At 45.5% G+C, this 25,287-nt stretch carries 16 protein-coding genes and 2 pseudogenes; 13 read left to right on the forward strand and 5 right to left on the reverse strand.

All coding sequences use genetic code 11. The features are described from left to right. Positions 1 to 48 precede the first annotated feature (48 nt). The 11 genes and pseudogenes from D082_RS06585 to D082_RS06640 all read left to right on the forward strand — a co-directional run bounded on the left by D082_RS06585 (position 49) and on the right by D082_RS06640 (position 18,236). Positions 49 to 228: a hypothetical protein gene (locus D082_RS06585; protein WP_051738714.1), complete on the forward strand. Its 180-nt coding sequence runs from the start codon at positions 49 to 51 to the stop codon at positions 226 to 228. Between the two features lie 500 nt (positions 229 to 728). Continuing rightward, positions 729 to 1,748, forward strand: coding sequence for a bifunctional nicotinamide-nucleotide adenylyltransferase/Nudix hydroxylase (locus D082_RS06590; protein WP_028948455.1), 1,020 nt, complete (start codon positions 729 to 731; stop codon positions 1,746 to 1,748). A 24-nt stretch (positions 1,749 to 1,772) separates the two neighbouring features. Then, positions 1,773 to 3,155 (forward strand): nicotinate phosphoribosyltransferase, encoded by a 1,383-nt coding sequence (locus D082_RS06595; protein ID WP_028948456.1) that lies wholly within the window; start codon positions 1,773 to 1,775, stop codon positions 3,153 to 3,155. Next, positions 3,148 to 3,411 carry a hypothetical protein gene (locus tag D082_RS06600; RefSeq protein ID WP_028948457.1) on the forward strand — a complete coding sequence of 88 codons (264 nt, stop codon included), beginning with the start codon at positions 3,148 to 3,150 and terminating at the stop codon, positions 3,409 to 3,411. Before D082_RS06595 ends, D082_RS06600 begins: the two co-directional genes overlap by 8 nt. Positions 3,412 to 3,470: 59 nt before the next feature. Next, positions 3,471 to 4,517, forward strand: coding sequence for a lipopolysaccharide assembly protein LapB (locus D082_RS06605; RefSeq protein ID WP_028948458.1), 1,047 nt, complete (start codon positions 3,471 to 3,473; stop codon positions 4,515 to 4,517). 133 nt (positions 4,518 to 4,650) lie between these two features. Further along, a pseudogene (locus D082_RS18045) lies at positions 4,651 to 5,435 on the forward strand (IS630 family transposase). A gap of 394 nt (positions 5,436 to 5,829) precedes the next feature. Next, complete coding sequence (locus D082_RS18545; RefSeq protein WP_051738716.1) at positions 5,830 to 6,222, forward strand: hypothetical protein; 393 nt, start codon at positions 5,830 to 5,832, stop codon at positions 6,220 to 6,222. A 322-nt stretch (positions 6,223 to 6,544) separates the two neighbouring features. Continuing rightward, positions 6,545 to 10,273, forward strand: coding sequence for a TIGR03032 family protein (locus D082_RS17690; protein ID WP_071880784.1), 3,729 nt, complete (start codon positions 6,545 to 6,547; stop codon positions 10,271 to 10,273). Positions 10,274 to 10,337: 64 nt separating this feature from the next. Then, entirely contained in the window at positions 10,338 to 14,945 is a 4,608-nt protein-coding gene (locus tag D082_RS17345; RefSeq protein WP_051738718.1) for an S-layer family protein, read from the forward strand. An 876-nt stretch (positions 14,946 to 15,821) separates the two neighbouring features. Next, the gene (locus tag D082_RS06635; protein WP_038530425.1) at positions 15,822 to 17,318 is read left to right on the forward strand and encodes an FAD-dependent oxidoreductase; all 1,497 of its coding nucleotides are present in this window, start codon (positions 15,822 to 15,824) and stop codon (positions 17,316 to 17,318) included. A 114-nt stretch (positions 17,319 to 17,432) separates the two neighbouring features. After that, a pseudogene (locus D082_RS06640) lies at positions 17,433 to 18,236 on the forward strand (radical SAM protein). Positions 18,237 to 18,334: 98 nt separating this feature from the next. Here the strand turns inward: D082_RS06640 and D082_RS06645 are convergent. After that, positions 18,335 to 18,658, reverse strand: coding sequence for a DUF3082 domain-containing protein (locus D082_RS06645; RefSeq protein WP_028948463.1), 324 nt, complete (start codon positions 18,656 to 18,658; stop codon positions 18,335 to 18,337). 153 nt (positions 18,659 to 18,811) lie between these two features. Between D082_RS06645 and glcD the strand changes: the two genes are divergently transcribed. Together glcD and D082_RS06655 are read left to right on the forward strand one after the other, a co-directional pair. Beyond that, positions 18,812 to 20,290, forward strand: coding sequence for a glycolate oxidase subunit GlcD (gene glcD, locus D082_RS06650; RefSeq protein ID WP_028948464.1), 1,479 nt, complete (start codon positions 18,812 to 18,814; stop codon positions 20,288 to 20,290). A 147-nt stretch (positions 20,291 to 20,437) separates the two neighbouring features. After that, positions 20,438 to 20,731, forward strand: a complete 294-nt coding sequence (locus tag D082_RS06655; RefSeq protein ID WP_028948465.1) for a PQ-loop repeat-containing protein — start codon at positions 20,438 to 20,440, stop codon at positions 20,729 to 20,731. A 752-nt stretch (positions 20,732 to 21,483) separates the two neighbouring features. On the opposite strand, the gene D082_RS06660 is transcribed toward D082_RS06655, so the two are convergent. The 4 genes from D082_RS06660 to pyrG form a co-directional block, all read right to left on the reverse strand. Further along, positions 21,484 to 21,864 carry a DUF4359 domain-containing protein gene (locus tag D082_RS06660; protein WP_028948466.1) on the reverse strand — a complete coding sequence of 127 codons (381 nt, stop codon included), beginning with the start codon at positions 21,862 to 21,864 and terminating at the stop codon, positions 21,484 to 21,486. Beyond that, a complete protein-coding gene (locus D082_RS06665) occupies positions 21,864 to 22,826 on the reverse strand; it encodes a pentapeptide repeat-containing protein (RefSeq protein ID WP_028948467.1) in 963 nt (320 codons plus the stop codon). Before D082_RS06665 ends, D082_RS06660 begins: the two co-directional genes overlap by 1 nt. A gap of 131 nt (positions 22,827 to 22,957) precedes the next feature. After that, the gene (leuD, locus tag D082_RS06670; RefSeq protein ID WP_028948468.1) at positions 22,958 to 23,560 is read right to left on the reverse strand and encodes a 3-isopropylmalate dehydratase small subunit; all 603 of its coding nucleotides are present in this window, start codon (positions 23,558 to 23,560) and stop codon (positions 22,958 to 22,960) included. Next, positions 23,547 to 25,205 (reverse strand): glutamine hydrolyzing CTP synthase, encoded by a 1,659-nt coding sequence (pyrG, locus tag D082_RS06675; RefSeq protein ID WP_028948469.1) that lies wholly within the window; start codon positions 25,203 to 25,205, stop codon positions 23,547 to 23,549. Before pyrG ends, leuD begins: the two co-directional genes overlap by 14 nt. Between the last annotated feature and the right edge of the window lie 82 nt (positions 25,206 to 25,287).

The raw sequence follows: 25,287 nt of genomic DNA on the forward strand, positions 1-25,287 counted from the left end.
TAGATATGAAAGATTTCCCTAGACCAGTCTAATCCAGGAAGGTTAGAAATGAAAGCATACCAAGTAGAATTTCGTCAAAAAATTGTTGATACCTATTTTAATGAAGGGATTTCCATAGTTAAAGTTGCCAAAAGATTTTCCGGGGCAAAAAGCTTTGTTCAAAATATTATCAAACAATGGCGCGAGAGCGGAGATTTAAGTCATCATAAGCCTTCATGGAGACAATAGTTAAAGTTATCTCAATCACAGATTATTATGGCTGGAGATTGGGCAAATCAGAGAAATTATATATAGCAATTGACTAAATTTTCTGGATCACCAATGTTCATCCCTGAATGATGTATCAGGTTTTTTAATTTATCCGGCTCCCCCACTGGTAGTATTTGTAGGCGTTTACCTCCTCGATTGATTTCCCGCGGTATGTCAGTTGCCAGGAGATCATCTAGCAAGTTGTTAAAGATGACAATTCATTTAACTTATAGTTATTTCAAATGATTTTGGGACTGCTTAAGTCTTTATTGACAAACTTTTCGGTGAATTTGACTACCTCAATCTTACTAAAAACGACTATACGCTTGGGTTCATTTGAACTTACATCAATGACTGTGGTTTTCCTCAAAAGTTTATTTTGGCAAAGTCCCAATCATTGAGGTTGTTTATTATGGTGAAATCTACTATAATTGAGTTAATCCTCGGAGAGAGGATGTTCACCATCCAGGGAGTCTGGTATGCAAACCAAATATCAATATGGAATCTACATCGGTCGGTTCCAACCTTTTCATCTCGGTCATTTACGTACCCTCAATCTTGCCTTTGAAAAAGCTGTTCGGGTCATTGTCATTTTAGGTAGTCATCGGGGGGCGACGGATACCCGTAACCCTTGGCGATCGCCAGAACGGATTGGGATGATTGAGGCTTGCTTAACTCCAGAAAAATTGCAACGGGTGCATTTTTTAGCGGTGCGGGATTGGCTCTACAGCGATAATTTGTGGCTGGCGGCGGTTCAACAGCAGGTTTTGGAAATTACTGGGGGTAGCAATTCCGTGGCGATCCTCGGTCATCGGAAAGATGCTTCTTCCTATTATTTGAATCTGTTCCCCCAATGGGATTACTTGGAAACGGGTCATTACCCTGACCTTAGCTCTACTCAAATTCGTGGGGCTTTTTTTGAGGGTAGGAAGGGAGATTATCTCGACAAAGTACCCCAGGCGATCGCCAATTATTTGCAAACCTTTGAAAAGAGTGAGCGCTACACTGCCCTGTGTGACGAATATCAATTTTTGCAGGCTTATAAACAGGCCTGGGCAACGGCTCCCTATCCACCTACTTTTGTGACAACGGATGCGGTGGTGGTGCAAGCCGGTCATGTGTTAGTGGTACGTCGTAAAGCGAAACCAGGATTGGGTCTAATTGCTTTACCCGGCGGTTTTATTCGGCAAAATGAAACCCTAGTTGAGGGAATGCTGCGGGAGTTAAAGGAAGAAACCCGTCTCAAGGTTCCCCTGCCGGTTTTACGGGGTTCCATTGTGGAAAGTCATGTTTTTGATGCCCCAGGGCGCTCTCTGCGGGGGAGGACGATTACCCACGCTTACTTCATCCAATTACCCGGAGGAGAATTACCGGCCGTAAAAGGGAGCGATGATGCCCAGAAAGCTTGGTGGATGTCCTTGGCGGATCTCTATGCCCAGGAAGAGCAGATTTACGAGGATCATTTCCAAATTATTCAACATTTTGTCAGCAAGATTTAGATCCATTCGCTTCAGTTAACTACCATGAATAATAATCTCATTCTCGATGTGGACTCCTATAAAGTGAGCCACTGGTTGCAGTATCCCCCCGACACGACGGCGATGTATTCCTATGTGGAAAGTCGTGGGGGAAAGTATCCTGTTACTGTCTTTTTTGGCTTGCAATATATTTTAAAACGATATCTCAGTCAGTCCATTGAACTCTGGATGGTCGAGGAAGCTAATGCTCTTTTAACAGCCCATGGTTTGCCCTTTAATTATGAAGGTTGGCGATACATTGCTGAGGAGTTGAAGGGTCGTTTACCGATACGCATTAAAGCGGTTCCCGAAGGCTTGGTTATCCCTGTCCATAATGTTTTGATGACGGTAGAGTCCACAGATCCGAAGGTTTTTTGGTTAACGTCTTGGCTAGAAACGTTATTGATGCGGGTTTGGTATCCCATTACGGTGGCAACCCAAAGTTGGCATTTGAAACAGCACATTTATCAATCTTTGCAACGTACTGCGGACGACCCTGATGGTGAAATTTGTTTTAAACTCCATGATTTTGGAGCCCGGGGCGTTTCTACTTGTGAATCATCGGGCATTGGGGGACTGGCCCATCTAGTCAACTTCCAAGGTTCTGACACGGTACAGGCCCTTGTTTACGGGCGGAAATATTATCACTCTCCCATGGCGGCCTATTCGATTCCTGCCGCAGAACATTCCACCATTACTGCCTGGGGAAGGGAAGGGGAAGTTTTGGCCTATGAAAATATGTTGACCCAATTTGCTAAACCGGGCTCGGTGTTGGCGGTGGTTTCCGATTCCTACGATCTATGGAATGCCATTGATCATCTCTGGGGCGATCGCCTGCGGCAACAGGTGATTGATTCGGGGGCGACGGTGGTTCTTCGCCCTGATTCGGGTAATCCGGTGGAGATTGTGGCTCAAACTTTAGAAAAATTAGCAGCTCGTTTTGGCAGTACGGTCAACGGTAAGGGCTTTCGAGTTTTAAATGCCGTAAGGGTTATCCAAGGGGATGGGGTTGATGGGGACAGCATTGCCACTATTTTAGAAAGGACTGAAAGCCTTGGTTTCAGCACCACCAATTTGGCTTTTGGCATAGGGGGAACCTTACTACAAAAACTGAATCGAGATACCCAAAAATTTGCCATGAAATGCAGTGAAGTGACGGTGGCGGGTAAGGCAACTCCGATTTGTAAAGACCCCATTACTGATCCTGGTAAAGCCAGTAAAAAGGGGCGATTGTCCTTGATTAAAACAGAGTCCGGCTATCAGACTGTGCCCACTTCCACTGAAGATTTGCTGCAGGTTGTTTATGAAAATGGGCAGTTATTGCAAGACCAATCTTTGGATGTTATTCGCCAACGGGCGTGGCTTGGGATTGATTTAGTTAATGGATAATCCCAATCGTAGCAAGCTGCGGAGCATGGATAACCAAGTGACCATCAACGTCAGCGAGGCTAATGATAGCCGTACCACCACCGACCAACACAATGCCAGTCAGTTGGCGCGAGAATTAGAATCCGCTGTGGTGACTTTCCTGCAAAAACAAAAACACCCTGGGAGGAGTCCTAGCAGGGAGATAATACTCAGGCCGGCTGTGGTGCGGCAATTACTACCTCCCAGTCCCATATACAGCAAGGATTTTGAATCCTAACGCACGATTTCTCCCTTTTTGTTGCGAGCCCTTGTAGTGTTTCTTATAGTGTTCAAGGTATGAAAAAACAACATCATCACATTCTGAAAAAATTGCTACTAAGTGTGATGGGCCTAGGTCTAGTCATCACAGGTTATTGGGGGTGGCGCATATACCAAAATTTTCGTATCTTGCAGAACCTACAAAGCCAACAAGAGCAACTTTCTCGCTACCGACAAGAAGCAAAGCAAAGGCCCCAAGAGCCAGAGGTTTGGCTTCAGTTTGGAGATGCGGCATTCGATTTTTGGCAGAATGCAGGACAAGGGATTCGCATTGCCAAAGAAGTAAATCAGATATCTTTAGTCTGGGAATGGTTGGAGGAAAGGAATTCTGCCCTAGAGGAAGCAAATTCTGCCTATAGTCGAGTGTTAAAACTAGCTCCTGAATCTGCAGAAGCTATGGCAGGTTTATGTCAGGTTTTAATTGAACAATTTGAGCCAGCCAAGGCAGTAACAATATGTCAACGGGCAGTACAAATTAGTCCGGCACAGTCAGATCTCTATTTAGCTTTGAGTACAGCCTTAATTCAGGATAGTCAATGGGCAAAAGCCGAAGTGGTAGCCCGTCAAGTAATAGCGATTGAATCTAATAATGATGATGCCTATTACCAACTGGGAAATGCTCTTTTAGGTCAAGAAAAGGTAGATGAGGGGATTGTGGCCTTGCAGAAATCAATTTCTCTAGATCCAAATGCTAATCTAGCCTATATTCGTTTAGGGGATGCTTTGGACTGGAAAAATCTTAGTGAGGAAGCAATTCTTGCCTATCGTCAATCAATCAAAGTTGCGCCATCTTATCCACTAGCATATGAAAGATTAGGTCAAGTTTATTCCAAACAAAAACGTTGGGAAGAGGCTATATTGGTCTATCGCGAAGGGTTAAAGTATTTCCCGAGTGAGGTAAATAGCCTTAAAGGTTTGGGCAATGCTCTTGTCAAGCTAAAGCGGTGGGAAGAAGCGCTCGCTGCCTATGAGAAAGTATTATCGTTTGATCCAGAGGATGCAGAAAGTCGTCAAATGCGGGAACGCATTGTACAACAACAAAAAGTGAAGCCTACATCCCCATAAATCCTGTACTTTTTTGAAGTTACAACACAGAAAAGGGAGAAAATTTATGCCGTATATCTAACTGAAATAAGAGTGGGGCGGATGGTATGTATAATGGTATATTATAAATAATGACTAAACTAATAAGCAACTTATGGCATACGATCTAGATTTACGACTAAGAGTAATAGGTTTTCTAGAAGAAGGGAATGGTGTAACGAAGGCATCAAAAATATTTAAGGTAGGTAGAGAGACAATTTATAGATGGTTAAGCCGGGAAAATCTGGAACCAACGAAGGTAAAGAACCGGCGTCGGAAGATAGATATAAAAGAGCTGGAGAAAGATGTGATGAAAAATCCAGATATGGCGATGAAAGAGAGAGCAAAGAAATTCGGTGTAACTGCTAGCGCACTGTCATATAGATTTAAAGAAATGGGAATTACGAGAAAAAAAATAGTTACTATATAAAGAAAGAGATGAAGAAAAAAGAGCAGAATATCAAAAAATCCTGAAAGAGCTAATTCTAATTTATGGGGTTGCAAGCCTTGTATTCATAGATGAGGCTGGTTTTGAGGAGTTTGCCTCTTCAGTGTACGGATGGTCAAAAAGAGGAAAGAAAAAACAAAAAAGACCTGATAGCACCGATGCTATTTAGTGGAAGTTTAAACGCCGAAGGTTTTGAAGGATGGCTTGAATTATACCTGATACCTGCATTAACAATTCCATCGGTATTAATTATGGATAATGCGCCTATTCATAGAAAGACTAGGATTAGAAAAATAGTGGAAGAGGCAGGACATACAATTTTATTTTTACCCACCTACTCGCCAGATCTTAATGACATAGAGCATGGTTTTAGTGCATTGAAAAGAGCAAGAACATACGCCTCTCCAGATGTAAGCATAGATGAAATTATTCGTAACTACTGTGTAGCGTAGTGTCCCATAGTTAATTTAACTAGCTATACCCCTCTTCCGTCGATCTGGGAAACAAATTTAAACTTGAATCGCTGAGGTTCTTACCAGGTATGTCTCTCAGGATTATTTGAAGAGAAAAAATAGGAGATGGAATTTTTATTGGGTACGATCCCTAAAACCTATGCTATCAAAGAGTTTTGGTGATTTGGTCTGAAATTTCCTGCTCAGACTGACGGAAGAGGGATACTTGGGCTATTGATGCGAGGCTAACCGGCAAATGCAAAGTAAACAAACTGCCTTGCCTCAATTCACTTTGCACGGTTAAAGACCCTTGATGCTTAATGGCGATCGCCAGCTTTCCTTCTACTAATCTCGGCGATCGGGACAGTAAACAACTTGGATCAGAGTGATTTGCATGAAAATAAAACTGGCAGCAGTGACAATGGAGAGTTTTAAATATTTTTTATCCCCTAGTAAAATTCTAAGAATGATTGCCCCAGTGAAATATTGCCCTGTTGTCTCCGGTGGCAGTGAAAATGGCAAGGGAGCACAGGGCCTTGAGACTGCCACGGGAGTTGTTCCCCGGATCGTAGTCGCAATGGTGAACCGTCATCAGTTACCCGTGAAGATGGAAGTCTATGCTGTACTGCAGGTCAAAGAAAGTAGTTCACATGTAGCTAGTATCAATCCAGCAGATCTCAAAAAGCCAGCCAACAAACATGATAACCGCCCATGGGTCCTCATTTCAGGAATATTTCTTGCTCTTGTGGAAGTTCCAATAAAGTTCGCATTTTTTCCCAACCCATAAGCTGAACGGCACAGTGGATTTTTATTTAGGGTGTGATAATTTATACCCCATGTGCCAATACCAAGGAAAATAAGGGGTCATTGCGGATCGAGGATACGAAAAAATCTTAGTCATCACAGCTTAAGATTTGTACCAATTCCTACAGCGATCGCCATTGGGAAAAATTCTATTAGGCAAAAACGAATGGATTAAATATGGGAACTCTAGATTATTTAAAGTCCCCTACATTTCAGATGACAACGCAAGAATCAGGTACAACGGCGATCGCCAAACCGGGGACGTAAAACCCCTGGAACATTGCTCTACAACGTAGCAAAATGAGATGAATCAACCAACCTTGTTACTGCAAATATCAACGGAACTTGTTCAGTGGTTACAGCGGGAAAACATTAGCATTGGATTAAGTACCTATCAAACCAATCGTTTAATTTTACTGGGAAGTAATGCAGACGGTCAGCTAGCCATAAATGAAAGGCTGTTTGACAAACCCATGGGGCTGCATGTTAAGGAAGATAGCCTTTATATGAGCACCCGTTACCAAATTTGGCGACTGGATAACTGCCTGAAACTTGGTGAAACCTATCAAAAAGCCGATCGCCTTTATCGACCAAGCCGGAGCTATATCACGGGTGGTCTTAATGTCCATGACTTGATATTAGATAAAAATGGCACTTTGTTATTCGTCAATACTGATTACAGTTGCCTCGCCACCATAGAAGAAGGGCATAGTTTCAAACCCCTGTGGCAACCGCCCTTTATCAAGAAATTGGTTTCTCAGGATAGTTGTCATCTCAATGGCTTAGCGTTGGTGGACGGAGAACCCCGTTATATGACTGCCTGTGGACACACTGATAAACCAGCTAGTTGGCGTAACCATCGGCGGGGCGGCGGCATTGTCATGGACATTAGCACCAATGAGATCATTGCCACGGGACTCTCTATGCCCCATTCTCCCCGCTGGTATGACCGCAAGCTCTGGCTACTCAATTCTGGCACTGGCGAGCTGGGTTATATCGAAAATGGTAGTTTTGTTGCCATTACCTTCTGCCCTGGCTTTGTGCGGGGACTAACATTTTGGAAGCACTGGGCGATCGCCGGTTTATCGCAACTCCGCTCAAAAAACTTTGGTGGTTTAAGGTTAGAGGAGCGCTTAAATGAAATCGGTCAGACGCCCCAATGTGGTGTGATGGTGATTGATCTACGGACAGGAGAAATCTTTCATTCCCTCATTTTTGAAGAAACCATCGCAGAACTTTATGACGTAGTGGTGATACCTGGAGTGACTAGACCGAGGGTCATTGGTTTTGAAGATGAAGACATTGAACGGCTAATTACTTTCCCCGGTTGTAGTGGCTTAATTACCACTAAGCCTGCTGTAAAACGTCCTAGCCTTGGCCCCAAACCTCCCATTCCTGGCCTTGCAAGCAAAGAACAGGTGGAGGGAGACAACCAAGAAGGGCAAGAAATAGAGGAATTACAACCGCAAGCAGAACTGACTGCGGCTCCAATCAAATATCAACGGGTCTATCACCTCAATCCCGAAAACCTTGCCCCCTATGACGAAATGACATTTCCCAGCTTGCAACAACGCTGGCAAAAACAACCCCAACGGGGAGAAGTGGTAGGCATTTCTGCATCCCATGGGGGAGACCTAGTGGGTTTTGTCATTGGGGAAAAATTCAGCCCGGATAGGCTAGAAATTATTTCCCTCAAGGTTGACTCCAGCTACTGTCGTCAGGGTATTGCTACTCAAATGTTGAGCAATCTAGAGCGGCAAGTTTTCTATGAAGGTATTACTCAATTAATTTTGGTTTACTCCAGCACAGTTGAGGTGACCACTATCTTAGAGCCGTTATTGCAAAAACTAGGCTGGCAACCTCCAACAGTATTCAATCCCCACACCAAAGGCAGTTATAAAACCCTTAGTGAGATCGTTTCAACGGAAAAAGTTTCTGAATCAAAGCCTATCAATGGAATTATCCAGCAAATATTTCAAACTGCTAAAAAGTTAGTCCAAGCAGGAAATTTACAAGAGGCGATCGCCAAATTTCAAACTATCCTAGACCAACAACCCGACTATATTCCTGCCCTCAATCAATTGGGGAATGCTTGGCAAAAGTTAGGGAAATCCGATAAAGCGATCGCCTGCTATCAAAAAGTCTTAAAAATCAATCCAAACATAGCCGTTGCCCATTGTAATTTAGGCAGTATTTGGCAAATACAAGGCAAGCATGAAGAGGCGATCGCCGCCTATCAAAAAGCGATTGAACTAAAACCTGATTTTGTTTTAGCCTATCGAAATTTGGCAAATCTCCATGGCACTCGCCGGCAATTTAAGCGGGCGGAAATGGTTCTTCGACGACTTCTAGAATTTCAGCCTGAAGACCCAGAAAATCACCAACTTTTGGGAAGTGTACTCCGTCAACTAGGCTATGTAGAAGAAGCAAGTAGTTGTTTTCAGAATGCTATTAAGTTAAATCCCCAGTTCAGTGAAGCTTATTATAGTCTGGGATGTTTATTGATTACCAAAGGACAACTTAATACAGCCAAGCAATACCTTGAAAAAATCATCAAGACTCCATTGGATCAGCTTTCCTTTAATCCATCTTTCGTCTATAGCAGTTTAGGTTTTATCTTGGAAAACCAAAATAAATTCATAGAAGCTCTCCATGCCTACAATCAATCTTTACAACTCAATCCAGAAGCAACAGAAATTCTTTATCAACAGGAACATCTACGGCTAACCCTTTGTGATTGGGAAGATTTTGATGGTCGGAGACAAATCCTAATTGAACGTATTCAAAAACACCTAGAAACGCCCCAATCTGCGAAACTTACCCCCCTGAGTTTGAATAGCTTTGGAGCCCCGATCGCCTTACATACCGCCGTTAATCGTCACTGGAGTCAAACGATTACGGAGACGATGGCGGAACTGAAAAACATCTGTGGATTTATGCCCCGACAGTTTAACCGAGAAAAAATTCGCTTAGGCTATCTCTCCGCCGATTTTCGTAGCCATGCGGTGGGTTCCCTCATTGCCGAGATTTTCCAGTACCATGATCGTGCTTCATTTGAGATCTATTGCTATTCCCTCACGGATATCAAGGATGGAACCACAAAAATCATCGAAAGGGGGTGTGATTATTTTATTGATATTGCCCATCTCTCCGTGGAAGCGGGGGCACGGCGTATTTATGCTGACGAGATTGATATTTTGATTGATTTAGGGGGTTACACCACCTTCTGTCGCCCAGAAATCCTCGCCCTCCAACCCGCACCGATTCAAATACAATATTTGGGTTACCCTGACACTATGGGGGCAGAGTTTATTCAATATATTCTCGGCGATCGCCAAATTATTCCTCCAGAACTTAGCCAGTATTACACTGAGCAGGTGATCGAACTCCCCCAGGCTTTTGTTGCCTCCCCAGTGGAAATCACCCAAAATGCTCCCCCCCGCTCGGCCTTAGGATTACCCGAAAAAGGATTTGTCTATTGCTGTTTTAATCGCACTGATAAATTTGATCCTCATTTATTTGCTGTATGGATGCGTATTCTCCAACAGGTTCCCGACTCAGTGCTCTGGCTAAGTGACATCTCCCCCAACATTACCCGAAATCTCGAAGCTAGAGCCGAAGACCAAGGTATGAACCCAAAACGGTTAGTATTTTTACCCAAATTGCCCCTCATGAGTTTTATAGCTCATCTACAACGGGCAGATTTATTTTTGGATACTCTTAACTACAATGCGGGAGCAACGGCGATCTCCGCTTTACAATCAGGATTACCCCTATTGACTTGTCCAGGGGAAAGTTTTGCTTCACGGATGGGAGCCAGTATTTGTTACAGTATTGGGTTAGATGACTTTATTTGTGACAGTTCCCAGTCCTATGAAGAAAGAGCAATTTATTGGGGCAATCATGCTCAGGAATTACGGGCTGTTCGACAAAACTTGTTGCAACAAAAGAAAAAATTGCCTCTTTTTCAGCCAAAGCAATGGGTTCGTAATCTGGAAATAGCATTAAAAAATTTGCTCAAGACTCCTGGCTAAAACAATACTTCCTAGCATAAGCCTTTATAAATTCCTTTAAAACTAAGCGAAAAATACAAATTTTATGACTAACTTTTTTATCCAGCAAACCGGCAGCGTTAACCCCTTCAATGGCATTGATATCGGGTCTAGAAGCACTCCTACCTTTGCTGACTTGGACGGAGATGGCGACCTCGACGCGATCATTGGTGAACTTGACGGCAGTCTCAACTACTACCAAAACACGGGTAGTACCACCAACCCAGTCTACACAGAGCAAACCGGCAGCGTTAACTCCTTCAATGGAATTGATATCGGGTCTAGAAGCACTCCCACCTTTGCCGACTTGGACGGAGATGGCGACCTTGATCTGCTCAGTGGGAACGTCGCTGGCAATTTTAACTATTACGAGAATACGGGTAATCCTATTAACCCAGCTTATACACAGCGAACTGGTACTAACAACCCTTTCAATGGGTTTATTGTGACAAATTTGAGTGCCCCCGCTTTTGGCGACCTGGACGGAGATGGTGACCTTGATGTCATGTCCGGGTTAACCAATGGCGCATTTCCCTATTACGAGAATACGGGTAATCCCATTAATCCAGCCTATACACAGCGAACTGGTACTGCCAACCCTTTCAATCTGTTAACCGGTTTTGGTGACCGCCCCCCAGCCTTGGCTGATCTTGATGAAGATGGAGATTTCGATGTCATTAGTGGAGGAACTGATGGCACCCTCAAATATTATGAGAATACGGGCACTATCACTAGCCCAGTTTATATAGAGCGAACAGGCACTGCTAACCCCTTCAATGGTATTGATGTGGGAGATTTCAGTGCCCCTACCTTTGGAGACATTGATGACGATGGCGATCTCGATTTACTTGTTGGTGCATCTGACGGTACTCTCTATTACTTCCTGAGTGTTGATCTGATCGCCATTACCCAATCCGGGGGCAATACCCAAGTCACTGAAGGCGGAACCACGGATAGCTACACCGTAGTTTTAGGTGAACAACCCACTGCCGATGTAGTAATTACCCTCAATAGTGGCATCCAACTCAGCACCAACGTCACCAGCCTCACCTTCACCATTGCCAACTGGAATGTGGCCCAAACTGTCACCGTCACCGCCATTAATGACACCGTAGGCGAAGGAACCCACCAAGGAGTTATTACCACCACTATCAGCAGTACTGATACCCGTTTCAACGGGCTGTCCATTGCTCCTATCCAAGTGGTGATCGCCGACAACGACCTCCCCACCACTCCTCGCGTTTACACCCGGCAAACAGGGACTGCCAACCCCTTCAATGGCATTGATATTGGAGTATACAGTGTCCCCACCTTCGCTGACTTGGACGGAGATGGTGACCTTGACGTCACAATCGGGTTAACCAGTGGCGCATTTGCTTATTACGAGAATACAGGTAATGCTACTAACCCAGCCTACACGGCACGAACTGGCACCGCCAACCCCCTTAATGGCATCGATGTAGGCACATACAGCGCCCCTGCTTTCGCCGACCTGGACGGAGACGGCGACCTTGATATGCTCAGCGGTATACAGAACGGGCTGTTCAATTATTATAAAAATACTGGCAGCACTAATAGTCCCGTATACATACAACAGACTGGCACCGCCAATCCTTTCAATGGATTTGATGTGGGAAATTTCAGCATCCCTACCTTCGCTGACTTGGACGGGGATGGTGACCTTGATATGCTCAGCGGGGACACCATTGGCAGATTTCACTACTACCAGAATACAGGTACCAATGTCAATCCAGCCTACACAGCACGAATTGGTACTGCCAACCCTTTCAATGGTTTTGATACGGGGAGTACTGCTGGCAGCGCCCCAGCCTTGGCTGACCTTGATGGAGATGGGGACATCGATGCCATTGGTGGAGCAAGTGATGGCACCCTAAAATATTATGAGAATACGGGCACTATCACCAGCCCAGTTTATACAGAACGAACTGGTGCCGCCAATCCCCTCAATGGCATCGATGTAGGAACGTTTGCTGTCCCTACCTTTGGAGATCTCGATGGCGATGGCGATCTCGATTTACTCGTTGGTGCAGGTGACGGCACTCTCTACTACTTCAAAAGTGTGGTTCCGCCGAATTCTGCCCCCACCAACTTGTCCCTGTCTGCTACCACTATTAATGAGAATGTAGCCGCCTTAACTATCATTGGTAACTTATCCACGACTGATCCCGATACGGGAAATACTTTTATCTATACTCTGGTGAATAGCTACGGAGATAATACCGCTTTCACCATTAGTGGCAACCAGTTGGCGATTAATAATTCTCCCAACTATGAAACACAATCAACGTACGATATTAAGATAAAAACTACTGATCAAGGGGGACTGTCTTTTGAAAAAGTCTTCACTATTGAAGTTAATAATCTCGATGAAGTAGCCCCGACGATTACCTCTAGTAATACAGCAACAGCGATTAATGAAAACAGTGGAGCCAATCAAGTAGTCTATACAGTTACTTCCACCGACACAGGGGATATTGCCACAGGTTCAACCACCTATAGCCTGAAAAATGTCGGAGACTTTTCTTCCTTCACCATTGATGGGACATCAGGACAAGTCACACTTACAAGCAATCCAAATTTTGAAGCTAAATCAAGCTATAGCTTCACCGTCATTGCCACCGATGCCGCCAATAATGCGTCGGAAAAAATAGTCACTCTAGGTATCAACAACCTAGATGAAGTAGCCCCGACGATTACCTCTAGTAATACAGCAACAGCGATTAATGAAAACAGCGGACCTAATCAAGTAGTTTATACAGTTACCTCCACCGACACAGGGGATATTGCCACAGGTTCAACCACCTATAGCCTGAAAAATGTCGGAGACTTTGCCGCCTTCACCATTGATGGCACATCAGGACAAGTCACACTTACAAGCAATCCAAATTTTGAAGCTAAATCAAGCTATAGCTTCACCGTTATTGCCACCGATGCCGCCAATAATGCGTCAGAAAAAATAGTCACTCTAGGTATCAACAACCTAGATGAAGTAGCCCCAACGATTACCTCTAGTAATACAGCAACAGCGATTAATGAAAACAGTGGAGTCAATCAAGTAGTCTATACAGTTACCTCCACCGACACAGGGGATATTGCCACAGGTTCAACCACCTATAGCCTGAAAAATGTCGGAGACTTTTCTTCCTTCACCATTGATGGGACATCAGGACAAGTCACACTTACAAGCAATCCAAATTTTGAAGCTAAATCAAGCTATAGCTTCACCGTCATTGCCACCGATGCCGCCAATAATGCGTCAGAAAAAACAGTCACTCTAGGTATCAACAACCTAGATGAAGTAGCCCCGACGATTACCTCTAGTAATACAGCAACAGCGATTAATGAAAACAGTGGAGTCAATCAAGTAGTCTACACAGTTACCTCCACCGACACAGGGGATATTGCCACAGGTTCAACCACCTATAGCCTGAAAAATGTCGGAGACTTTGCCGCCTTCACCATTGATGGGACATCAGGACAAGTCACACTTACAAGCAATCCAAATTTTGAAGCTAAATCAAGCTATAGCTTCACCGTTATTGCCACCGATGCCGCCAATAATGCGTCAGAAAAAACAGTCACTCTAGGTATCAACAACCTAGATGAAGTAGCCCCGACGATTACCTCTAGTAATACAGCAACAGCGATTAATGAAAACAGTGGAGTCAATCAAGTAGTCTACACAGTTACCTCCACCGACACAGGGGATATTGCCACAGGTTCAACCACCTATAGTTTAAAAAATGTCGGAGACTTTGCCGTCTTCAGCATTAATGGCACATCAGGGGAAGTAAGACTGATAGCAGATCCTGATTTTGAAACCAAGCCTAGCTATAGCTTCACCGTCATTGCCACTGATGCCGCCAACAATGCGTCAGAAAAAACAGTCACCCTGGCAATCATTGACCTATTCGATTTAACCAATGGTGATGACAACTACTCCGGAGATGGAGGAGGAAAAGCCATTTATGCCCTAGCCGGCAATGACATAGTTTATGGACAGGGAGGAAACAATAGCATTTATGGAGGAAGCGGCAGTGACAAGCTGTACGGAAATGGAGGTAATGACTTCCTAAATGGAGATGAAGGCAATGATTCGCTTTACGGTGGGATAGGCAATGACATCCTGAATGGCGGGGTCGGAAATGACCGTCTATTTGGAGATAGTGGCAATGATATTTTGAGTGGAGGAGTAGGTCGTGACACGCTAACTGGGGGAGCCGGAGTAGACGTGTTCCGATACCAATTTGGAGAATCAATGGTGACTCAGCTAGATGACATTGTAGACTTTGTCTTTGGGGAGGATAAAGTGAATCTCATAACGGGAATTCCCGTTCAGTTCAGTCGAGCCAGTGATAATGCCAGTACATCACTGACGAATATAGTCAACAGCGTGTTTGCAGATGCAAATGGTAGCTTAGCGGGAGCGCAGGCATTGGGAGCAAATAGTGCCGCTTTCGTAAGGGCAACAGCGCCGGGTTTTGAAGAGATTTACTTCATCATCAATGATGGTACGGCTGGTTTTAATCCAGTTAATGATTTGGTTATTAATGTCAGAAATTATCAAGGGACTCTGCCCCAAGGAACCTTGGCTACATCCTGGTACATAGATCCGACAACTGTCTTTGTTTAAAAGCTTAGGTCTAGTTCTGAGGTGATGAACTTTCATCCTGACCGCTCTCCTTCGCAGACCCAACCAACAGACTACTTTTTATCCAAGGCGGTCTGATTTCAGTTAGCAGAATAATGCTCATCTTTCATGCTAAAATTCCAGTAAAAAACTTGAGCCTAAAATATATCTGGTTACGATGATAAATTACCGGTAAATAGAATAAATCTCTCATGTTTGTCAAAGACCGAGCTAAGATAAATGTCAACCGTATTTCAAATAGTAATCTAGAGTTCAAGATTGGGTAATCTGCACTCGGTAATAAATGGAGGATGGGCTTGATTATTTCTTCAGCCCCCCTAACATAGTAGGTATTATTTACTTGCTTGGAGGATATTTTGTCCCCCTTTTTTCCTCCTTTACCTAATCTTTCAATACTTTTGCATGTTCACTTTCTGATTCAGTCAGTTACTATTTACGGCCTAACTAGCTTAGTCAAGATGATTAAAATTAACTGCTAGAGAAATATTTGAAAAATGTCCTCATGTAAAAAGCGATTATGGGAAGGAGAGTTCTGGAGTAATGGTGATTTTGTAATTACAGTTGGTAAACATATAATATGGAAATGAAAATATGATATCCAAGTATGTAAAAGAGCAAGGAAGAGAATATGAAAAATTACATCAATCCCAGCAACTTAGTCTTTTTTGATCCTAATACCCCATTGCAAGCAGCGGAGAGGCTTCATTTTTTTTCTTATTCTTAGCTCCTCTTGCTTATTAGGCAAGTCTTTTTTAAGAGCATATATTAAATCTTATTACGCTGTATCGATGGGATAATCTATTTTCTAAAATTCCGGGTAGAATGTGCCGAATATTGATTCCTATCTTCAAAAATTATATGGGGACTTCTCGGCGTTTTTTCCTTGGTGCCACAACAGCAGGGTTAGCGACTGCTGCATCTGGTTATGAATTTTTTGGTAAGGCAAGTGCAGAGGCGAAATCATCACAGTTATCAAGTAATTCTTCCGTTGATGTTGTCGTGGTCGGTGCTGGTATTTCAGGCTTGATGGCCGCCCGGGAGCTGGAAAAACAGGGTCATACTATAACAATATTGGAAGCACGTCCACGCATTGGTGGCCGTTGTGTACGCAAAAAAACCATACAGGATTGGTGGGTAGATTTGGGTGGCCAATGGATGGGAAAGACCCATTATCTTTTTAAGGCTTTAGCGGAAGAGCTGGGGTTGAAAAAATTCGATAGTTATTACGATGGCAACTCAGTTCTGATTTGGAATGATAAAAAAATTGCTGCCCCCATGGCCAGCGACTGGGCCAACTCATTTCTCTATGTAAATTACGAAGATGTCCCTGCCCCAGTTAAAGAGCGCGAGGCAGCTCTGAAACTACATCGAGAATTTCTCCAGTTAGTGCAAACCATTGATGCGGAACATCCCTGGCGATCGCCCCAGGCGAGAAACTTAGACACCCAGACCATTGAGAGCTGGATGCGGGATCGTACTGATTCTGAACTTGCGTATCATATCTTCAAATGGTATTCGCGGGTCGGAGGATCTGGTGGTTTTGAACCAGGGGATTCCTCGATTCTGCATTTGGCCCAGACCCAAAAAGCTTCACCTCAAGAGGAAACTCCTGAACAGTGGCTTCTCTACGGCGCGGCCGGTCAGATGCCAGAGCTATTGGCGGGTCAGATTAAGGGGGAAATCCGCATGAATGCAGCGGCCCAGGCTGTTATTCGCCAGGGAGAAGGTTACCAAGTAAAAGCCGCGGACGGAAGCGTACACAATTGCCGGGCTGTGGTGGTGGCAGTGCCGCCCCCGGTGCGGGGCCAAATTTTCTTTGAGCCAGGGTTACCGCCCCAGACGTCCGGTTTGCTTCAGCGCTTTCCCATGGGTTCCATGTTTAAAGTTTTTGCCATTTACCCATCCGCTTGGTGGCGTGAGCAGGGTTTCAACGGTTTGGGGCAAGGGAATCTGCCGACCCTTGAGCTGACCGCCGATTCTTCTCCTCCTTCCGGTACACCCGGGGTTCTCGCTTCCTTTGTTGCTGGCGATCGGGCTGTAACCTTAGCCCTCCAGAGTGAGGCTGAACGACGAAAAGCTATTTTGGCTGATCTTGTCACTTACTGGGGGCCACAGGCCAAAGAACCCGTTGATTACATCGAGATTAATTGGGGAGAAGAAGCCTGGACAAGGGGGGGATTTACTGCCTACATGACGCCGGGCACATGGACAAGCTTTGGTTCTGCCTGGCGTGAACCCGTGGGACGCATTATTTGGGCTGGTACGGAGTCCTCTCCCCGATGGGCTGGTTATTACGAAGGTGCCATTCAGTCCGGCATTGATGCGGCTAAGATGGCACATTCCATGGTGGGCTGAAACTAAACTAACTCTGTCTGGGCCACGGGGCAGAGGTAGGGGCTGGTTTTTCCCCCGCTCCCATTGGTTAGGATGGGGTATTGTTGATGGCCCATGGAAGGCGAGGGGATGAATTTGAGCACGACTTTTACGGCGGTGTACGGCCCCGTTAATTCCTGGCGCTATGGTCGTTCCCTGGGCATTGATCCCATTGGCCCTATCTCCACCTGTTCTTTCAATTGTATCTACTGTCAATTGGGGTAAATTGAACACCTCAGCGACGATCGCCAAATTTTCGTTGCCACCGCTGACATTTTGCGGGAATTGGCCCAGTTTACCCCCTGGGAAGTGGATGTAATTACCTTGAGCGGTAGTGGGGAGCCGACGTTAGCGAAAAATTTGGAGGAAATTCTCCAGGGCATTAAAACTTTGACGGGGAAACCAACCTTGGTACTTACCAATGCCACTTTGTTAAATGATCCTAAAGTGCAGCAAGAATTAGCTTGGGCAGATAAAGTGTCCGTCAAGCTGGATGGACTTTGGCCAACCCAGTTGAAAAAAATCAACCGACCGATCGCCGCCATTGACCTGGAGCAAATTTTGACCGGTATTCAAACCTTTCAGCAGGAATTTAGGGGAGAATTATCGGTTCAAACCATGGTCATTCAGCCCTGGGATCAGACAGCCGAGAACCGCTATGTGGAACTTTTATCCCTAATTAAGCCAACCGAAGTGCAACTCAACAGCCCCACTAGGCCTAAGCCACTCCAGCGGGAACTGGAAGGCCGGGGCAACCATACCGGCACCCCCTATGGCGATCGCCCTGTGCTCCAGCTTAAATGTGTTGATCGACAAACCTTGCATGGGCTGGCAGAACGTTTACAGCATCAGACCGGCATTACTGTCCGTTGTGCCCCGGACTGTCACCTAGTCAATTGACTGTCCTTGATTTTGCTAATTATCCAGACCTTAGGAAAGTAACGGGCCGATTTTGTTCCACAACCACACAATTCATCGGCAAAATTAAATTGGTTTAGCTAAACATCCCCATCATTATTGGAAGCGTATTTTTGTAGGATTAATTGCATCATTAATAAAATCAAGCCGATCGCCACAAAGGCAAAAATGAAGGTGCCCATGGAAGCTAGTCCCAATACCAGGGTTCTCACCGCCGAGGCAATGCGCTGAACGATCGCCTTATCGGACAACACCGGCTTACTGGCAAAACTAACGGCGATCGCCGAAGTCAAAAGATATAAACCCCAAGCCAAGGTCGCGGAAATACCCGAACCGACCAAACATCGTAGGGGCGTAGGGGGAACAGGTTCTTTTTTTTCTGGTTTTGAGGAATCTTCGCTCATATTTGGGAAAATCTGACAACGGCTTGGGCTAAACAAATAGATGGCTGAAAATAATTGCAATTTCGCTAGCTAGTCTCCCTATTGTACTACTGGTGCCGCTGTCCACCACAAAATCCACTAGAATTTGCCATAGGTACTTTCCCTTTCCCCACCATGGCCATTTCCTCCCCCGTCAACGCCGTCACCGATATCATTCCCCAGCTCGAAAAAATTGTTGGTCAGGATGGAGTGATTAAACGCAAAGACGAGTTATTTACCTACGAATGCGACGGTTTAACCGGTTATCGACAACGGCCCGCCCTGGTGGTTTTACCTCGCACGACAGAACAAGTGGCCACGGTAGTCAAACTCTGTCACGATCGCCAAATTCCTTGGATTGCCAGGGGCGCAGGCACAGGATTATCGGGGGGAGCTTTACCGGGAGAAAATAGTCTGTTGATTGTCACCACCCGAATGCAACAAATTTTGGCGGTGGATTACGATAATCAAACCATTGTGGTGCAACCAGGGGTAGTCAATAACTGGGTTACCCAAACCGTCAGTGGGGCTGGCTTTTACTATGCGCCTGATCCTTCTAGTCAGATTGTCTGCTCCATCGGCGGTAACATTGCCGAAAATTCCGGTGGAGTTCATTGTTTGAAATATGGGACAACAACAAACCATGTGCTGGGCTTGAAACTGGTTATTCCCGATGGCTCCATTGTGGAAGTAGGGGGGCAAATCCCCGAAATGCCGGGCTACGATTTAACCGGTTTATTTGTTGGTTCCGAAGGAACCCTAGGCATTGCCACAGAAATCACGCTGAAAATTCTGAAAACTCCAGAATCCATCTGTGTGGTGTTGGCGGATTTTCTTTCTTTGGAAGCCACTGCCCAATCCGTAGCGGACATTATTGCGGCGGGCATTGTGCCAGCGGGTATGGAAATTATGGACAATTTCAGCATCAATGCGGTGGAAGATGTGGTGGCCACCAATTGTTATCCCCGGGATGCGGCGGCTATTTTGTTAGTGGAACTGGACGGTTTACCCATTGAAGTGGCATTAAACCAAGCCAAAGTAGAAGAAATTTGCCGCCAAAATGGGGCCCGTAATACGGCGATCGCCTACGACCAAGAAACCCGCTTAAAAATGTGGAAGGGTAGAAAAGCGGCCTTTGCTGCGGCAGGAAAATTAAGCCCCAGTTACTTTGTCCAAGATGGAGTAGTGCCCCGGACTCAATTGGTACAAATTTTGGCCGATATTAATGCGCTGAGCAAAAAATATGGTTTCCCCATTGCCAATGTTTTCCACGCCGGAGATGGCAATTTACATCCTTTAATTCTGTATGATCAAAAAGTCCCCGGAGCCTGGGAACAAGTGGAAGAATTGGGGGGAGAAATACTCAAGCGTTGCGTCGAATTGGGCGGTAGTTTATCAGGGGAACATGGCATTGGCATCGATAAAAACTGCTTTATGCCCAGTATGTTTAATGAAGTGGATTTAGAAACTATGCAATGGGTACGGCAATGTTTTAATCCTGATAATTTGGCCAATCCGGGTAAACTTTTTCCCACTCCCCGCAGTTGTGGTGAAGTAGCTAATGCCCAACGGCTTAACTTGGGACAGGATCAAAAAATGGGGGAAATTTATTAGTTCTAAAACAGAAAAACGAAGATAATCAGCCCTGGCTCAAACTACTTAGAGTTGAGAAATGGTCAAAGGAAAAAACTAATTGCTTTTTAGGACGAATGGGGTCTGAATAAATTAAGATAATTAATCCATACTCTTAAACCAGCATCGATGCAACAAGAACCAGCAAATCAAAATCTCAGGGCGATAGGATGGATCGGCGCTTTCATGCTGGCGGTTTGCGGTATCCCCCAGGCCTACGAATGTTGGCTTAATGGCAATGCTAATGGTCTTTCTCCCTTATTTTTAGGCTCATGGTTTGTAGGGGAAGTGCTCACTCTAGTTTTTGTTCTTTACGAGCAGGCAAGGACTGATGCTAATATGTGGCCCCTTTTATTTAACTATGCCATCAATATCTTGACTATTTTTGTGATGATTTATTACAAACTATTTCCTATTGTTTGAAATTAGGAAGTTTTTGGTAAAGAATTAACCCGCATTTTTGGCGATCGCCTATGGGCAAGAAACCCGATTTAAAATGTTCAAGGACAGAAAAGTGGTCCCCATGGCGGCGGACAAATTAAGCCCCAATTATGTTTCAAATAATTTCGAGACTGCTTAGGTATTTATTGACAAGCTTTTCGGTGAATTTGACTACCTCAGTCTTACTAGAAACGACTATACTTTGTCCAAGATGGGGGCGTACTCCGCACACAATTGTTACAAATTTTGGCCGATATTAATACGTTGAGCAAAAAATATGGTCTTCCCATGGTGAACGTTCTCACGCTGGGGATGGAAACCTATAGTTGATTTAATTGAAAGTAAGACACCTACTAAAGCTAAAAGCGTCTTTGGTAAAGACTTTGGTCATCTCAATCTTATTTGAATTGACTATAAATCCTCTAATTTTGTACGATTAAAAACTGCCCGGGGCCTGGGAACAGATGGAAGAATTGGGAGGAGAAATTCTCAGACGCTGTGTAGCAATGGGAGAAGTTTATCCGGGGAACACGGTGTTGGTATGGATAAAAATTGCTTTACACCCAGCAAATTCAACTTATTTTATACTGATACAAGAACAATAATAGCCAGAAAAATAGAATCGAAGATTAAGTGTATAGTAATACCGGGAAAGTATTTGTGACTTGTCTTTAAGAATGCCCAAGGGCTTTGGCTAAATTGCAACAATACCTTTAGAGAAATTGGAAAAAACATCAAATTTCCATTGCTTGATAGGTATAAAACTGTTTCATTATGCCAATGGTTTGAAACTCGTAAGTGGGCAAGGGATCCGGCAAAGCTAGGGTGGTTTGGTAAATGCTAAATAGCAAGAAATTTTGTTGATTGGTAGTTTGGGCGATGACCTGCTTAATTTGCGGTTGTCCCACATCCACCAGGGTTTTGCAATAACTCTGGACAAAGCCACCAAAATCCGCCGGTGCTTGGGGGCAAATCTCCGTTTTTAGGTAAATGCTGAGGGTTTCCACCGCATAATGTTCATAGTCTGGTTTGCCAGGATTGCCGATCGCCATCAAAGCACCGCTGGCCAACATCATCACTCCCCCTATCGCCCCAAACACCGATAACACTCTCATCAGGGATGCACACTCCCATCGGGCATAATTGTTTTCGCCAAGTTTATGCTGCTAATATGACTATTCTGAAAATTGACATTGCGTAGGTCCGCCCCCCGTAAAGAGGCATCAACTAAATTCGCCCCCCGGAGTATGGCCCCGGCTAATAAAGCTTTTTCCATCAAAGCATACTCAAAATTAGCATTCTGGAAATTAGCTCCCTGGAAAATGGTGCCCCGCAGAGCGCAACCGGCACAGTTAATCTGCTCCTTATTGGGGAGAGCTTTAAGGTGAATTTCCGATAGATTAATCAAACTGAGGTTAACTTCCTTCATTAATGCCCTGCTTAAATTCGCCCCTTTCAAATTAGCTTGACTGAGGTCGGCTCCCTGGAGAAAAGCTTCCTCCACTGTGCCGTGACGTAATTGGGCTTGACTTAGATTCACCTTATACAAATTTGCATGGTCAAAGTTGGCCTTACGAAAATCCGCTCCACTTAGGTCCGCCCGACTAAAATTAGCCTCCGCCAGATCAACTCGAGTGAGATCGGCTCCACTTAAATCTGCCCGACTGAAATTAACCGCTTCTAGGGTTACTCCTTGGAAATCAGTTTCCACCAAGTTAGCCCCTTCTAGATTTGTCCGTATCAGCCGGGCTTGTTTGAGCTTGGCATAGGCTAAATTGGCTCCACTGAGGTCACAATCGGTTAAGTCCGACCAACTAAGGTCTGAGTAACTTAAATCTATGCCAGTCAGGTCTGACCCAACGAATTTTACTCCCATCAAACGGCCATGGCTTAGGTTAGTACGCCGTAGCTGGGCCCGGGATAAATTGCTGCCGCTGAGGTTGCCATATTCCAGCAGGGCCCGGTTGAGGATAATACCTGCTAGATCGGACTGGATTAAATCGGCGTGATGTAGTTCAATGCGGCTAAAATCCCTAGTGCCTTGGCCATATTGCCAAAGAAGTTGCTCAGTTTCCATTGTGTCCTAACGGTGGTGGGAGGGGAAAGCAAAGCTGTGTATTCTGATGATTCAGACATAAACCAACTCTGGGGGCATTGTGCCCAAAAAAGCTGGCTTACCGACACACCCAACGGAAAAAAGCACTGGTTCTAGGCGGCAGAAGTATGCCAATGGAGATAGGGCAATTTTTCGGTGGTGGCTGCAATTTTCCGCTGATTTTGCACCAGTTGGCCACAGGTGTCCCATTGCCCATCCAGTAGCATTTGCTGGGCCCCGTCGGAGAGAATTACGGAAAAACTCCGATCGCCGTAGTTAACGGAAGCGGTGGTCAGGTCTAAATGCACCGACAAATCAGGGTCTGCTGTAATGGCTTGTTGTAAATCCGCAACCTGGCTATGGGGGGCAGTGACACAGGGCACACCATTGGCTAGGCAGTTACCCAAAAAGATTTCAGCGAAACTTTCCCCGATGATGGCCTTAATGCCCCATTTAATAATGGCTTGGGGGGCGTGTTCCCGACTGGAGCCACAACCAAAGTTGCGGTTGACTACTAACACTTTGGCGTCTTGGTGTTGGGGCAGATCAAAGGGGTGGTTACCCCCCCGTTGCTGGCGATCGTCGGCAAAGACAAATTCCCCTAGGCCATCAAAGGTGACACAGCGCAAAAAGCGGGCGGGAATGATACGGTCAGTGTCGATGTCATCCCCCACTAGGGGCAAGGCTTTACCCTGAATTTGTTTAATTTGGCTCATGGTCTTCGGTAACGGTGTGGCAGTTAATCGCTATCTTAGCAGGGGCATTGCGACGTTTTAAGACCGCGTTAATAAAGCCGCTAAAGAGGGGATGGGCTTGGTTGGGGCGGGAGTGAAATTCCGGGTGAAATTGGCAGGCAATGAAAAAGGGATGGTGGGGATATTCAATGATTTCCACTAGGCGGCCATCGGGGGAAGTGCCACTAACCACAAAGCCGGTGTCGATGAATTGGGTGCGGTAGGAGTTGTTAAATTCATAGCGATGACGGTGCCGTTCGTACACCACTTCTTTTTGATAAAGGGAAAAGGCGAGGGTGTCCGGGGCAATGCGACAGGGGTACAGGCCTAGCCGCATCGTGCCTCCCAAATCCACCACATCCTGCTGTTCTGGCAATAAATTAATTACCGGGTTGGGGGTTTCCGTTTCAAATTCGGCGCTGTTGGCTTCCGTTAGCTTGGCCACGTTTCTGGCCCACTCAATGACCGAGCATTGCATCCCCAAACATAGACCCAAAAAGGGCATTTGATTTTCCCTGGCATATTCGATCGCCTGGACTTTGCCGTCTACCCCCCGAATGCCAAAACCGCCGGGCACCAGCACCCCATCCACATCCCCTAAAAATTTAGCTGCTCCCTGGGCTTCGATTTCTTCGGCACTGACCCAACGCAGATGGAGTTTGCTGTCACTGGCGATCGCCGCATGGCCGAGGGCTTCCACCACGGATAAATAAGCATCACTCAGTTGAACGTATTTACCCACCAGGGCCACGGTGATGTCATGGTGCGGGGACTGCATTTTTTCCACCAGGGATTGCCATTGGGATAAATCCGGCGATCGGTTTTCCATTTTCAGCAATTCCAAGGTCTGTTGGGCTAGCCCTTCTTTTTCTAAAATTAGCGGTACCTCGTAGATACTGGTGGCATCCTGGCAGGTAATGACCGACTCCACCGGCACGTCACAGAATTCCGATAACTTTTCCTTCATGCCTGGGTGCAACGGGCGATCGCAACGACAAACTAGAATGTCTGGCTGAATGCCAATGGAACGTAATTCCTTAACGGAGTGTTGGGTGGGCTTGGTTTTCATCTCCTTGGCGGCGGGAATCCAGGGAATGAGGGTAACGTGCATATAGATAACGTTATGGCGACCCACCTCCTTGCGGAACTGGCGAATAGCTTCCAAAAATGGCAGGGATTCGATGTCCCCCACGGTACCGCCAATTTCGGTAATTACCACATCGGGACTAGTGTTTTGGGCCACCCGGAGAATTCTTTCCTTAATCTCGTTGGTAATGTGGGGAATCACCTGTACTGTGCCCCCCATATAGGCTCCCCGCCGTTCCTTATTGATCACCGCCTGATAAATGGACCCCGTGGTAACACTGTTGAGGCGGGACATGGAAGTGTCGGTAAAACGCTCGTAGTGCCCCAAATCCAAATCCGTTTCGGCCCCATCTTCGGTGACAAACACCTCCCCATGCTGAAATGGACTCATGGTACCAGGGTCCACATTGATATAGGGGTCGAGCTTGAGGATGGAGACGGAATAGTGGCGGGATTTGAGTAACCGTCCCAAACTAGCGGCCACAATGCCCTTGCCAATGCTGGATACTACCCCCCCAGTCACGAAAACAAATTTTGACATTGACCGAACTTCCTCAAATTGCGCTTAAATCCCCGCCCATTTTACCGGAGATACCAGCTAATAACTAAACCTAACGTCCAAT

Origin of the sequence: Synechocystis sp. PCC 6714 (assembly GCF_000478825.2) — a bacterium.
Classification (GTDB): Bacteria; Cyanobacteriota; Cyanobacteriia; order Cyanobacteriales; family Microcystaceae; genus Synechocystis.